General features: G+C 65.5%; 10 protein-coding genes, 1 pseudogene and 1 riboswitch. Of the genes and pseudogenes, 8 read left to right on the forward strand and 3 right to left on the reverse strand.

Annotated features, from left to right (window positions below; translation table 11 throughout):
- Positions 1 to 100: 100 nt before the first annotated feature.
- Positions 101 to 201: riboswitch (TPP riboswitch) on the forward strand.
- Positions 202 to 283: 82 nt separating this feature from the next.
- The 6 genes and pseudogenes from thiC to QE373_RS03535 form a co-directional block, all read left to right on the forward strand.
- Positions 284 to 2,050 (forward strand): annotated as a pseudogene (gene thiC, locus QE373_RS03510) (phosphomethylpyrimidine synthase ThiC); the annotation flags it as partial.
- Positions 2,051 to 2,165: 115 nt separating this feature from the next.
- On the forward strand, positions 2,166 to 2,843 hold the full coding sequence (locus tag QE373_RS03515; protein WP_309689535.1) for an ion channel: 678 nt from the start codon (positions 2,166 to 2,168) through the stop codon (positions 2,841 to 2,843).
- Positions 2,844 to 3,093: 250 nt separating this feature from the next.
- Complete coding sequence (locus tag QE373_RS03520) at positions 3,094 to 5,442, forward strand: winged helix-turn-helix domain-containing protein (RefSeq protein ID WP_309683673.1); 2,349 nt, start codon at positions 3,094 to 3,096, stop codon at positions 5,440 to 5,442.
- A 125-nt stretch (positions 5,443 to 5,567) separates the two neighbouring features.
- Positions 5,568 to 6,467, forward strand: a complete 900-nt coding sequence (locus tag QE373_RS03525; protein ID WP_309683675.1) for a helix-turn-helix transcriptional regulator — start codon at positions 5,568 to 5,570, stop codon at positions 6,465 to 6,467.
- A 47-nt stretch (positions 6,468 to 6,514) separates the two neighbouring features.
- The gene (locus tag QE373_RS03530) at positions 6,515 to 9,355 is read left to right on the forward strand and encodes a TonB-dependent receptor (RefSeq protein ID WP_309683677.1); all 2,841 of its coding nucleotides are present in this window, start codon (positions 6,515 to 6,517) and stop codon (positions 9,353 to 9,355) included.
- A gap of 267 nt (positions 9,356 to 9,622) precedes the next feature.
- A complete protein-coding gene (locus QE373_RS03535) occupies positions 9,623 to 10,183 on the forward strand; it encodes a TlpA disulfide reductase family protein (RefSeq protein WP_309683679.1) in 561 nt (186 codons plus the stop codon).
- 472 nt (positions 10,184 to 10,655) lie between these two features.
- On the opposite strand, the gene QE373_RS03540 is transcribed toward QE373_RS03535, so the two are convergent.
- Both QE373_RS03540 and ppa read right to left on the reverse strand, forming a co-directional pair.
- On the reverse strand, positions 10,656 to 11,783 hold the full coding sequence (locus QE373_RS03540) for an HDOD domain-containing protein (protein WP_309683682.1): 1,128 nt from the start codon (positions 11,781 to 11,783) through the stop codon (positions 10,656 to 10,658).
- A 148-nt stretch (positions 11,784 to 11,931) separates the two neighbouring features.
- Complete coding sequence (gene ppa / locus QE373_RS03545; RefSeq protein WP_042614993.1) at positions 11,932 to 12,468, reverse strand: inorganic diphosphatase; 537 nt, start codon at positions 12,466 to 12,468, stop codon at positions 11,932 to 11,934.
- Between the two features lie 198 nt (positions 12,469 to 12,666).
- On the opposite strand from ppa, the gene QE373_RS03550 reads away from it, so the two are divergent.
- Both QE373_RS03550 and QE373_RS03555 read left to right on the forward strand, forming a co-directional pair.
- Positions 12,667 to 13,173, forward strand: coding sequence for a hypothetical protein (locus tag QE373_RS03550; protein ID WP_309683685.1), 507 nt, complete (start codon positions 12,667 to 12,669; stop codon positions 13,171 to 13,173).
- Complete coding sequence (locus tag QE373_RS03555) at positions 13,170 to 13,613, forward strand: hypothetical protein (protein WP_309683687.1); 444 nt, start codon at positions 13,170 to 13,172, stop codon at positions 13,611 to 13,613. The genes QE373_RS03550 and QE373_RS03555 overlap by 4 nt, the downstream gene beginning before the upstream one ends.
- Before the next feature lie 15 nt (positions 13,614 to 13,628).
- On the opposite strand, the gene QE373_RS03560 is transcribed toward QE373_RS03555, so the two are convergent.
- On the reverse strand, positions 13,629 to 13,886 hold the full coding sequence (locus tag QE373_RS03560; protein ID WP_057509176.1) for a DUF2789 family protein: 258 nt from the start codon (positions 13,884 to 13,886) through the stop codon (positions 13,629 to 13,631).
- Positions 13,887 to 13,953: the final 67 nt, after the last annotated feature.

Here is a 13,953-nt window from a genome sequence, read left to right on the forward strand (position 1 = left end):
TGCATACGCAGGCGCGACAACGCGCGGCGTGATGGTAACCGCTGCGTCGTCACGACCCTGTCAGGGTGTCGGCAGCGACAGCCGGGTTGTGCTGTAATGCGCCCCGAAGCGGGGGTACCGCGGTCGATGACCGTGGTTGAGATAGTCCCTTGGAACCTGATCCGGCTCATACCGGCGTAGGGAAGCTTTGCAATGCCGTCCGTGCGTGGGCCCCAGGCGGGGTTCGGCGCGCGTGCGTCGGTGCACCGCCGCTTCGTCCCCGAACCTGATTGGACGAAGCCCGATGAATGCACCGTACGAGGACCTGCAGCAGCAGGCGCAGCAGCTTTCCGAATCCGTTACCCGGCCGATCCCGGGCTCGCGCAGGATCCACGTGGCTGGCTCACGCCCGGACCTGCGGGTGCCGATGCGCGAGATCGTTCTCAGCCCGACGCCGGACACCTTCGGCGGCGGTGAGAACGCACCGCTGGCGGTGTATGACACCTCCGGTCCCTACACCGATCCCGAAGTACACATCGACCTGGCGGCGGGCCTGCCTGCGCTGCGCCGGGAGTGGATCGAAGAACGTGCCGACAGCGGGCCGCAGCACGGCCTGGGCTCGGTGTTCGGGCGTTCGCGCGAACGCGATGCGAGGCTGGACGCGGTGCGCTTCCCGACGCGCCATCAGCCGCTGCGCGCACGCGCAAGCGCCAACGTGACCCAGATGCACTATGCGCGTGCCGGCCTGATCACCCCGGAGATGGAGTTCGTAGCGATCCGCGAGAACCAGCGCCTGCAGGCGGTGCAGGATGCCGGACTGCTGCAGCAGCATCCGGGAGCCTCTTTCGGTGCCGCCATCCCGCGGGTGATCACGCCGGAGTTCGTGCGCAGCGAGATCGCGCGTGGGCGCGCGGTGCTGCCCAACAACATCAACCATCCGGAAAGCGAGCCGATGATCATCGGCCGCAACTTCCTGACCAAGATCAACGCCAACATCGGCAACAGCGCGGTGTCCTCGGGGATCGCCGAAGAAGTGGAGAAACTGGTCTGGGCGATCCGCTGGGGCGCGGATACGGTGATGGACCTGTCCACCGGAAAACATATCCACGAGACGCGTGAATGGATCATCCGCAATTCACCGGTGCCGATCGGCACCGTGCCGATCTACCAGGCACTGGAGAAGGTCGGTGGTCGCGCCGAAGACCTCAGTTGGGAGGTGTTCCGCGATACCTTGATCGAACAGGCGGAGCAGGGCGTGGACTACTTCACCGTGCATGCCGGCGTGCGCGCGGCCCACGTCCCGCTGACCGCAGGCCGGGTCACCGGCATCGTCTCGCGCGGCGGCAGCATCCTGGCCAAATGGTGCATGGCGCATCGCAGGGAGAACTTCCTGCATACCCATTTCGATGACATCTGCGAGATCATGAAAGCCTACGACGTAACGTTCTCGCTCGGCGACGGGCTGCGCCCGGGCTGCATCGCCGATGCCAACGACGCCGCGCAGTTCGCCGAACTGGAAAGCCTTGGCGAGTTGACCAAGGTTGCCTGGCAGCACGACGTGCAGGTGATGGTGGAGGGCCCGGGCCATGTGCCGATGCACTTGATCAAGGAGAACATGGACAAGCAGCTGCGCGAATGCGGCGAGGCGCCGTTCTATACCCTGGGGCCGCTGACCACCGACATCGCGCCGGGCTACGACCACATCACCAGTGCCATCGGTGCGGCGATGATCGGCTGGTACGGCACGGCGATGCTCTGCTACGTCACCCCCAAGGAGCACCTGGGCCTGCCCAACCGCCAGGACGTGCGCGACGGCATCATGGCCTATCGCATCGCCGCCCATGCCTCGGACCTGGCCAAGGGCCACCCTGGCGCGCAGGTGCGTGACAACGCGCTCAGCAAGGCCCGCTTCGAATTCCGCTGGGAAGACCAGTTCCACCTCGGGCTGGACCCTGAGAAGGCCAGGGAGCTGCATGACCAGACCCTGCCCAGGGACGCGCACAAGAGCGCCCACTTCTGCTCGATGTGCGGCCCGCAGTTCTGCTCGATGAAGATCAGCCAGGAAGTACGCGGGCAGACCGCTGCAGGCCCCGCCACATGACGACCGTGGCTTCCCGTGGGTGACGATCGTTGGTCGTCACATGGCCTCCCGGTATCCTCCGCCCATCGTTCCCCAAGGCCGCGCCATGTCCATCCCGCCCACCCTCCGCTGGCTCGCCATCGCCCGTCGCCATCCGTCCGCCTGGTTGCTCGGCGTGCAGCTGCTGGGCGTGCTGGTGTACCCGGCGATGGATGACACCGCCGCGGGGCGGGCGGCGGTGGGGACGTTCGGCATCGCGGTGCTCGGGCTCGCCCTGTGGGTGGTGCAGCGCAGCCCGCTGGGCACCTGGCTGGCCCTGCTGCTGGCCATTCCATCAGTGGTGTTTTCCATCGCGGCGGTGCTGCTCGGCAAGACCGCGTTAGGTACCACCGCGCAGCTGCTGGAGAGCCTGCTGTACTTCTATACCGCCGGCGCGCTGATCGCCTACATGCTGCAGGACCATAAAGTCACCCGCGACGAACTGTTCGCCGCGGGTGCGACGTTTACCTTGCTGGCCTGGGCGTTCGCGTTTGCGTTTTCGGTCTGCCAGCAGTGGTATCCGGGCAGTTTCCTGGCCACCAGCAACACCGAATTCCGCACGTGGATGGAGCTGCTTTATCTCAGCTTCAGCTTATTGTCCGGCGTCGGCCTCAGTGACGTGGTGCCGGTGCACCCCCAGGCCCGCGCATTGGTAATGCTGGCGCAGTTCTGCGGGGTCATGTACGTGGCGCTGGTGGTCTCCCGGCTGGTCGGTCTGACCATGCTCGAGCATCAACGAAAATGAATGGCAGATAAAAAAATCGCGCCCCGGAAGGCGCGAATAGTGAAACTGATTATCTGAATACGTGGGCGAGAGAGTGCCTGATGTCCGCCGCAGCATGTGCGGTTAACTCGCATAGGCTAGTATTCGCGCGCTTCGATTCATTTGCGTTATGGGTTCATGCTGTTTGCAGAGTCTGGCTGTTCGCGATTGCCCTTCCTGGTCACTCACGCTCGCCTGCTGGCATCCCGCCTGCCGCCCGCGTTCGAGATAGATGACCATCAGCGACAGCCCTTTCCATGATGCAGATGTCCTGCGCATCGGCGAATGCACCGTGACCTTGTCGTCACGCGAAGTGCAGGTGCCCGGCGCGCGGCGACTTCGCAGGCTCACCCCGAAGGCGGTGGGCGTGCTGCGCGTGCTTGTGCGCAGCAATGGACGGGTGGTCACCCGCGATGAGCTGTTCGCCGAGGTCTGGCCGGACACGCTGCCCACCAACGATGTGCTGACCCAGGCCGTGACCCAGCTGCGCAAGGCGTTCGCTGGCGACGATGAAGCGGGCACGCCCTACATCGAAACCATCGCCAAGACCGGCTACCGCCTGCTGGTGGCGGTGAGTGCGGTGAGTCCGGTGGACCCTGGTGCAGCGCAGCCGCTGTCGGCCGCGTCCGGCATCCTGCCGCCCTTGGGCGATCAGCCGGCGACCTCGGTGGCCACGCCGGGCGCGATCGACGCTGCGACGATCCCCGCCGATGCGCTGCTGCTGGCGCCGGTGCGCCCGCGACGGGGCTGGCGGCGCATCCGCCGTTGGGTGCTGCTGGGGATCGGACTGGCAATGGTGCTGGCTCTGGGGGTGATGGGCTGGATGCTGATGCATCGCAGTACGGCTCCCTCGGCGGTGGATGCGGCGGTGGAGAACGGCACGCGGGTGATCGGCAGCCCACAGCGTCCGTATCGGTTGATCACCGCCAGCGCGGGTTTCCAGACCTATCCCACGCTGTCCCCGGATGGATCGCAGGTCGCCTACGAAGCCAGCGAGGAAGAGGGCGGCGGCCAGATCAAGGTGCAGACCTCCGGCAATGCGCCGGCGCGCACCCTGGTGGAGCGGCCGGATGGGGCGGTGGACCGCTTTCCGAACTGGTCACCGGATGGCCGCGAGATCGCGTTCGCGCGCTTCTTTGGCGATGGCCGCTGCGAAGTGCTGATCGCCAGTGCCACCGGCGGCAACCTGCGCCAGGCGACACGCTGCGATGGCACCGAGCTGCTCAGTTTCGACTGGACGCCGGACGGGCGCGGGCTGGTGTTCGGCAGCATGGTGGGCGTCTTCGCGCACCGCGGGATCCGCGTGCTGGACCTCGCCAGTGGGCGCTGGCAGGCGTTGCCGTATGCCGCGCACAAGGACGATTTCGACTACGCCCCGCGGATTTCGCCGGACGGGCGCTGGCTGGTGTTCGTGCGCAACCCGCAAATCGGTGACCTGTGGCGGATGCCGGCCGAAGGCGGGCCGTTGGAACAGCTGACCGACGATGCCGCCGAGTTCCGTGGCTGGGCCTGGCTGGGTGACAGCCGCCAGATCGTGTTCGGTCGCCGGGTGGACAGCGAAGCGCGCCTGTATCAACTGGACAGCGAGTCACGCACGCTGCGCGACCTTGGCCTGGACGACGCGCAGTGGCCGGCGGTGGCCAGATCGGCCAACCTGCTGGCGTTCGTACATCGCAAGGCGCAGTTCGGCCTGTACAAGGTGCCGGTGAACGGGCCCACCGCCGCGCAGCGGTTGTTTGCCTCCAGCAGCCGCGACAGCCAGCCGATGCTGGCCCCCGATGACCGCCAGCTGGTGTTTGCTTCGGACCGGTCCGGCAGTTACGCGCTGTGGTGGGCGGATCTGCAGCATCCGTCGTCGCTGCGACCGATCGAGGGCCTGCGACCGGATACCCGGCAGCCCCCGGCGTGGTCCACCGACAGCCGCCACCTGCTGGTGCTGGGGCGAGACGACCAGGGGGTTCCGCATGTCTATGAGATCACGCCGCGCGACGAACAACTGCGGGTGCTGCCGGTGCCGGTCGCCCGCCCCTTGCAGGCGCTATACACCGATGATCCCGACCGGCTGCTGCTGATCGAGCGCGGCGATGACCAGCGCACGCGGTTGAGCCTGTATGACCGCCGCAACTGGCAGCGGCTGGCGACGCTTTACGGGGTGTCGCAGGCCCGCTTCGATGGCGAACAGAAGCGCGTGGTGTTCACCCACCTGGGCGCCAGCGGCCTGTGGTCGGTGGATGCGTCGCTGAGTCCGGCCAGCGTGCGGCAGCTGAGCGCCGACAAGCCCTCGCGCTGGCGCTACCGTGCGTGGTCGGTGGCCGGCAGCGGACGCGTCGACTATCTGGATGAATCGGCGACGTGCAGCTCCGGCCTGCTGCGCATCGGCAGCGGTGCCGAGGCGGTTTCGCGCTGCCTGGATGCGACCCGGCTCAGTGCCGGCAATGGATTCAGCAGCAGCTTTGACGGAAATGACGTGTATGTGTCGCTGGCAGTGACCGACGGCGCCGACATCGGCGTGATGCCGCTGACCGAGCAGCCCGCCGAGGTCTTCCCCGCCTTCGTCAAGTCTTTGAAAATAAAGCCATAAATGGTTTCGTAAGTTTTTCGTGCCGACATCGTGTCGATTTCGCCACGAAGTCGTCGCAACGTCCTGACCGCTGACGCCTCATTTGGCAAAACAGACACCCTGTATTGGCAAATACGTGGTGCTCCATGCGTCAGCTCTCCCTGGCCGATCGCGGTCAAACGATCTCCCTCGACAAGTCGCCCGATGACGCGACGCCGATCTGCCTGAGCGTGGCCCGCCTGGGCAGCCTGCAGACCGCCGGCAGCTGTTTCACCGTGTGGATCCAGGTCCGCGGCAGTGCGTGGGTAGAGGCCAAGGAGGGGCGGTTCCGGATGCGCCGTGGCGAGTGGATCGCCTTCGAGAAGGAATCGCGTCCGCTGGTGCAGGCCGGCCGCAGTGGCCTGTGCATCGGCCTGGCGCTGAACGCCGATGCCATGCGCATGCTGATGGAGCTTGCCGATTGCGGCCTGTATGCCGGCCGCGGCCTGATGAAGCCGGCCGAGCTGCGCGTTGCCCTGCGGCTGTGGCGCGATGCGCTGAACAGTGGCTTGCCGGCCCAGGCGCTGCGCCCGATGCTGCTGCACCTCGCATCGCTGCAGCGCACGATGGCCGGCACCGTGCAGCGGTGCCCGGGCCGCTCGCGCAGCCGCAAGCGCCAGGTGTTCGGTCGCATGCAGCGGGCCCGCCTGTACCTGGAAGGCAACAGCCACCGCGTGGTGCGCATCGGTGAACTGGCGGAACTGACCAATTTCTCCAGTTGGTACCTGTCCAAAACCTTCCAGAGCCTGTACGAAGAAAGCCCCCAGGCCCTGTCGGCACGGCTGCGGCTGGAACGCGCGGCCGACCTGCTGCGCGATACCGACATGATGATCGGCGAAGTCGCCTCGGCCAGCGGATTCGACAACTGCTGCAGCTTCGCCCGGGCCTTCCGCGCCCGTTTTGGTACGTCCGCGTCGCATTATCGTGAAAGTGCCGCCAAGCTGTCGCCACATTCGGCAAAGTCTCTCGCTGCATCACGCAAACCAAGGATCGCAACACAATCGTAACGTTTGATGGCGTTTTAACACGCCACTAACGTACCTTGGAGAGAGACATGAATTTCCGTACCCCCGCCGTGCGGCTGGGCATGCTGCCGGCCGGCATTGCGCTGGCGCTGAGCCCGAGCTTCGCCTCGGCGCAGGAAGCCGCAGCAGGCACCACCGACCTGGATCGCATCTCGGTCACCGGCTCGCGCATCCGCGCAGCCAACGTTGAAACCCAGCAGCCGATCCTGACGCTGAGCCGCGAGAGCCTGGAAAAGCAGGGCTTCTCCTCGGTCGCTGAAGTGCTGAACAACCTGACCTCGGCCGGTTCCCCGGCGATCTCCCGTTCGGAGTCGCTGGCTTCGGGCGAAGATGTGGGCGGTTACTACGTCGACATCCGCAACCTGGGCGCTGAGCGCACCCTGGTGCTGATGAACGGCAAGCGCCTGGGCGCGACCACCTCGGGCCTGCAGGATCTGAGCCAGATCCCGATGGGCGCCGTTGAGCGCATCGAAATCCTGAAGGATGGTGCGTCCGCCATCTACGGTTCCGACGCGATCGCGGCTGTGGTCAACGTGATCACCCGCAAGAACGTGGAAGGTGGCGAAGCCACCGCCTACTTCGGTCAGTACGGCGAAGGCGACGGCGACACCGAGCAGTACTCGATGACCCTGGGTGCTACCGGCGAGCGCGGCAGCCTGACCCTGTCGGCTGAGTACAACAAGGCCGATCCGGTCTTCGCCAAGGACCGTTGGTACAGCAAGGACGGCAACCGCGGTCCGAACTCGACCCCGGCGACCTGGAGCGCGCTGAGCCAGAACGGCAGCTGGTGCAACCCGACCGTCTATGACTGCGCCAATGATCCGGCTGCGGTGTGGCAGACGCTGAACGCTGGCGGCAACCCGCTGAATCCGGCTGATTACCACCCGCTGACGCAGGGTGAATGGTCCAATGCCAACCAGCAGATGACCGCACTGACCGGCGTGGAGCGCAAGTCGGTCTACATCAACGGCACCTACGACTTCACCGATTCGATCAGCCTGAACACCGATGTGCTCTACAACGAGCGCAACACGTTCCAGCAGATCGCCGGCTATCCGTACCAGTCGCAGAACTTCGAGACCCCGCTCTCGGCCGACAGCGCCTTCAACCCGCTGGGCCAGGACGTCGATTTCCGTCGTCGCCTGTGGGAAGTGCCGCGTACCACTGACAGCCAGCTGAAGACGATGCGCTTTGCGCCGACCATCAGCGGCTTCTTCGACTTCGCTGGCAAGACCTTCGATTGGGACGTCGGCGCGCTGTGGAACCGCAACGAGTCGATCGTCACCCAGCGTGGTGATGCCAGCCTGATCTCCACTGCACAGGCCCTGGGCCCGTCGTACATCAATGCCGCCGGTGTTGCTACCTGTGGTGTTGAGGGCGGTCCGGCGATCAGCGGTTGCGTGCCGTGGAACCCGCTGCTGCCGTACGGCGTCGCGGGCCAGGGTTCGCTGGCCGATCCGGCGCTGCAGGAGTTCCTGTTCCCGACCTTCACCACCCGTGGCGAGACCAAGACCACCAGCTTCACCGCGAACCTTGCCGGTTCCGTCGTGACGCTGCCGGCCGGTGATCTCGGCTTCGCGGTTGGTGTGGAGCACCGCAAGGAAGAAGGCAGCTATGTGCCGGATGCCTTCGCGCAGTCGGGCCAGTCCACCGGCCTGGGCCAGAAGCCGACCCGCGGCGAGTACGACCTGAACGAGGTCTACCTCGAACTGAACGTGCCGATCCTGTCGGACCTGCCGTTCGCAAAGGAACTGAGCCTGAACCTGGCCAGCCGCTATTCGGACTACAGCAACTTCGGTGACACCACCAACAGCAAGTTCGGCATCACCTGGCGTCCGATCGATGAGCTGCTGGTTCGCGGTACCTACGCCGAAGGCTTCCGTGCTCCGACCATCAGCAACCTCTACGGCGGCCTGAGCTCGAGCTTCGAGAGCTACACCGATCCGTGCGGCGTGGGTGCTCCGGGCAGCGTTGCCGGCAATGCTGCCTGCCTCGCCGCTGGCGTACCGGCCAACTACGTGCAGCTGGGCCAGGGCAACGCTCCGTGCGCCACCCTGCCGTGCGCGACCAACAACGAGTTCATCTCCGGCGCAAATCCGGAACTGAGCCCGGAAACGTCGAAGAGCACCACCGCAGGGCTGGTCTGGAGCCCGCGTTGGGTGCAGGGCCTGGACATCTCGCTGGATTGGTACAAGTACGAAATCAGCGACATGATCATTCCGGACAGCGTCGACCGCATCCTGCGTGATTGCTACGTGCTGGGTGATTCTTCGCGCTGCGCCAGCGTGGTCCGTGGTCCGGCCGGCAACATCACGGCCCTGACCTACGGCACCGCCAACCTGGGCAAGATGGAAACCCAGGGCTGGGATCTGGGCGTGAAGTATCGTCTGCCGGAGTTCGCGGTTGGCAACTTCGCCGTCGACTGGCAGACCAGCTACCTCTCTTCGTACGACGAAGAAGGCCAGAACAGCGCGGGTGAAACCATCACCATCGGCCAGGTCGGTACGCCGGGTCTGTTCCGCGTCCGTTCCAACGCCACCGTCAGCTGGACCAAGGGCGACTTCGGCGTCAACTGGACCACGCGTTACTACTCGGGCATGGCGGAGTCGTGCATCGCGATCGGCTGCACCGATCCGGACCGCTTCCAGAATGGCGAGACGGCACCGGTTCGTCGCACCGGTTCCAATACCTTCCACGACCTGCAGGTGAGCTACAACGCACCGTGGAATGCAACGGTGTCGGTCGGTGCGAACAATCTGTTCGACCACCGCGGCGCACTGCAGTACACCGCGCCGAACAGCGCCTTCGCGTACTACGGCGGTTTCGACGTCGGTCGTTTCATGTACATGAAGTACACCCAGCGCTTCTGATCGATCGACGCACTGGTAAGCAAAAGAAGGGGGCGGACCGCAAGGTCCGCCCCCTTTCTTGTTGTGCGGATACGATGCGACTTGGGATGCCCGTCACATGTCGCTTACGGCATAGGCGGTGTTAGGAAAAAGCTGACAGTCATGAGGGTGTTGTTCCTACATCAATCGCATCTGGGAGACGTAAGTTGGATCTACGCGTTCTTCGTTCCTGCACTTGTGCAGCACCATCCAAGGGCTCTCCATCCCATGCTGAAAAAGCTTGCCGTCGTGACCGTCCTGCTGATGTCGATCCTGGTTGTGGTTCTCGCTTTGCAGAAGAAGGATCTTCAGGCGGAAAACGCGAAACTGAGGCAGGAGCAGAATTTTCCCAAGATAAGCGATTGGGTTCCTCTCATGGAGCGGACCGCAATCGATGGTCGCCGCGTCAGGATCGGCCAGTCGGATGCAGGACGCCAGATCATTCTTCTATTCACCACCAAGTGCGAGCACTGCGTCGCATCGCTGCCCTTCATCGCAGAGATCGCCCGATCAGCGACAGAAGGTGGGGTCGAAATGATCGGCGTGACGCCGGAAGAGAGCAGGGCAGATATTGCAGCCTTCATGCAACAGCACAAGCTCGACTTTCCCGTGGTGTCCATCCAGGACAACAAGGAGCTTGGCCTGCTTCATTTTCGCATGAGCCCTACCTTCTTGGTGCTGTCCCGGTACGGCAGGGTCGAGCACGTGAAGGTCGGCAGGATCACCTCCGACGAGGATGCGTTCGGAGTGGTTGCGGCGTCCCGGAAGAAGGACCTCCCGGCGGCGGCGAAGAGGGAGGAAGGTCAATGAGGTTGAGGACGATCGGAAAGCTGTTGATGGGGTGCGTCGTCGCGGGGAGCATGGCGTTCGGCTCTGCGCAGGCCCTGTCCACGAAGGTGCAGCCCGAGCTGTTGGCGAACGGATGCGAGCGCTGCATCAACTGCCCGTTCCTTACCGGCGGCAAGGCTGATTGGCTGAGCGGAATGTGTGTCTATTGTTGTCAGGTGCCCTGACGGGTTGGTGCGTCAAAGGAAAGGGCGGACCGCAAGGTCCGCCTCTTTTCTTTGCCTGCTGATGCGGTGTGGGCACTGCCCGCGTTTCCATGGCCATCATGGAGCTGTCGAAGGCGGGGCAGGGTGGCTGTGCAGGACCGTCTTTTCGCAGGGATGCGAAAAGCGAGCCTGCACGGACGTACTTGCGGCGTGTCCTGCCCAGCCACCGCGCCCCGCCTTCGCGTAGAACGAGGTGGGCCTCAGTCCAATGTCAGTTACCCGGGTGGCGATCAGGCCTCCGCCGGCGACAATCCCATCAACGCGTTGGCGTGCTCACGCCACTCCGGCAGCTTGTGCAGCACGTTGGCGCGCTGCAGGTAGTCTTCGTCCACCGCTTCGCCGTTGACCAGCGCCAGCGCCACATGCACCGCGCCGGTGACCCAGAAACTGCGGGTGTTCGAACGCTGCGGCTGCAGGTGGAAGCCGACCGCTTCCACGATCGGCATCGGCAGGCCCCACAGCCCCAGCAGGTACGCACCCGCCTCGGCATGGCCCGGCCGACCGTCTTCGGCGCCTGGCACGGCAGGTTCGGTGCGTTCGTTGCGCACGCCCGGCAACAGCAGGCCGATGTCGGCCAGCAGCGCGGCGGTAGCGCCGAGCTCGGCACTGGACGCCGGCAGCAGGCGTGCGGCCAGCCGCGAGGCGAGCAGGGCACGCTGCTGCAACGCATTGCGCTCGGCGGCGGACAGGGTGGAGGCCGAAAACACTTCGCTGGCCAGCACCAGGTCGCGCAGGGTCGACAGGCCCAGCCGGGTCACCGCCGTGCGCAGGTCGGAAATGGTGCGGCCGCTGCTGAAGAACGCCGAGTTGGACAGCTGCAGCACCTTGGCCGCGATGGCCGGGTCGGCAGCGACCAGCTTGGCCACTTCGTTGCTGTCGGCGTCGTCATCGTGCTCCAGCGCGCGGGTCAGGCTCATGTAGAGGTGCGGCGGCGAGGGCAGCTTCTCGATGCGGCCGATGGCATCGCGCAGTCGCGGGCTGTCCAGCAGTTCGCGCAGTTCTTCCAGGCTGCTCAGCGCCTCCAGCAGCACTTCCGGTGCCAGCGGCAGCGGCAGGAAGCGGTGGGCGATGCCGATCAGCCGCGCCGGCGGCGGGCGGTTGCCCTGCTGGGCGTCGATGAGTGCGACGCGGATGGTTTCCGGACGCAACGTACGGATCTGACCGAGCAGCGTGGTGGCATCCATGTCGGGCAGGTAGGGGCTGACGATCACCGCATCCAGCGATGAACCTGCCACGGCCGCCATCGCGGCGTGGCCGTCGACAATGGTGGTGGTGTGCCACTCTTCCCCAAGATCGGCAATGAATTCGCTCAGCTCAGCCGGCAGGCTGGCCTCGTCCCCAACAAACAGAATGCGCACGACACGTTCCCCTGGCGGACCATGGCACGGCCATGGTCGATGTGAAGTGTCGCAATTTAACCGATTCGGCGTGACGAGAGATGTGCCACAAGGCCGAACCGTGAACCGCATCGCCCTGGCGGGGGGGCCAGGGCGATGGCCGGAAGGCTCAGGCCTTGCCGTCGAGGTAACGCTGGTGGGCTTCGACCAGGATCGCCTTGGCTTCGGCAGCGCCGGCCCAGCCGTCCAGCTTGACCCACTTGCCCTTCTCCAGGTCCTTGTAATGCTCGAAGAAGTGGCCGATGCGCTCCAGCCAGTGGCTGGACACCTGGGCGATGTCTTCGACGTGGGCATAGCCGCTGAACACCTTGGAGATCGGCACGGCCAGGATCTTCTCGTCGCTGCCGGCCTCATCGCTCATCTTCAGCACGCCGACCGGACGGCACCGCACCACCGAACCGGGGATCAACGGCAGCGGCAGCACCACCAGCACATCGGCCGGGTCGCCATCGCCACACAGGGTGCTCGGCACGTAGCCGTAGTTGCAGGGGTAGCGCATCGGGGTGGAGAGGATACGGTCGACGAAGATCGCGCCGGTGTCCTTGTCCACTTCGTACTTCACCGGCTCGGAATCCTTCGGGATCTCGATGATGACGTTGATTTCTTCCGGCGGGTTCTTGCCGGGGGAGACGAGTTCCAGACCCATGTGTGTACTCCGGTTGCGGGGGCGATAAAGAGAAGCATTTTATGCGTTTGCCCGACCGCGTGCTGGGGTCTGGACGCGACAGCCGCTCGGCGGTTTCCTGATGGCCCCTGTGGCCGCGCAGGGCGATGCTGGCTGCACCTGCTGAGGGTCTGATTCATGTTTCCCATCAACAACTTGCGAAGCAGTCGCCGACGCGCTGTGAGCCCCGGTGTCGCCGGCCTGCTGCTCGCCGCGGGTACCGCCATGGCGGCCGAAGCGCTGCCGCCGCCACGCCCGGCGGAGCTTGTGACCTTCGTCGATCTCATCGACCATCCCGCCCCGGAGGCCAACTGGGATCGCTTCTACGCCCTCGAAGACCGGCTGGCGGGCGCGTTCCTGAGCGCCTGTGCCGAAGACACCTGCCTGCCACGGCGCTTGCTGTGGCCGATGCAGCTGCGCTGTTCGGTGCGGGTGCCCGACGCCACGGTCGCGGCCTGCATCTGGGTCATCGCCGGCAGCGATCTGCGCGTGCGCGCGACGGGCAGCATCGACCCGGACGTACGCGTCTGGCGTTGCCCGCTGCCGCTGGACTCCGGCGTGACAGTGGAGGCCTTCCACGTGGCACTGGAGGTGGATGATCCGCTGGCCGTGCGACTGCCCGGTGCCTCCGGCAGCCTGCTGCACGCGCTGCGGACGTGCCTGGAAGCACCGGGGGCACCGTCATGATCGTGGCCGGCCTGCTGCTGCTTGGGCTCGCGCCGGGTACCCACGTGGATGCGCGTGATTACCCGGCCGCGGGCCAGGGCGAAGCCGCATTCGCGGTGATGGAGCGCGCGCTGGTCCGTGGCTTCGACGATATCTGTGGCGATACCTTCTGCGAAGGCGACTACGGCAACCTGCGCGCACTGCAGCTGCGCTGCGCCGTCCGCAGCCGCAGCGGCGTGGTCGCCGGATGCCTGTGGAGCTTTGCCGGCAGCTATGCCTACGTCAGTCCGACCGCCGCACTTCCGGAGGTGGACGCGCGGACCTGGGCCTGCCCGCTGCCGGTGGTGGCCGGCACGCCGCTGGCGGCATTGCTTGAGCGACTGAGCGGGCCGGACGCGCTGGATACGCCGCTGCCCGGCACCGGCGTCAGCACCTACGAGGCACTGACCGACTGTCTGTGATCCGGTGGAACCGGCTCAGGCCTGGGTGGCCTGCGCGCTGGCGTCGCTGTGCAGCGCTTCATTGAGTTCATCGACCACGATCGCCCAGTCATTGTCCGACTTCAGCGATTCGGCGAGGAAATGACGCTGTCCTTCGCTCCAGAATGCGGCCGCGGTGACCTTGATCTCCGCGGGCAGCTGGTGCTGCAGGATGAAGTCGCGGATGTCGTTCTCACCTGCTTCCAGGCCGAGCTGCAGGAACAGGTTGGTCATGTTCGGTTCGGTGGTGATCATCGTCTGGCGGCATTCTGCTGGAAAAGTCATCGGCATTATGCCGCGACCCGGCGCGGGCGCGATGTGA

Origin of the sequence: Stenotrophomonas sp. SORGH_AS_0321 (genome assembly GCF_031453215.1) — a bacterium.
GTDB lineage: Bacteria > Pseudomonadota > Gammaproteobacteria > Xanthomonadales > Xanthomonadaceae > Stenotrophomonas > Stenotrophomonas chelatiphaga.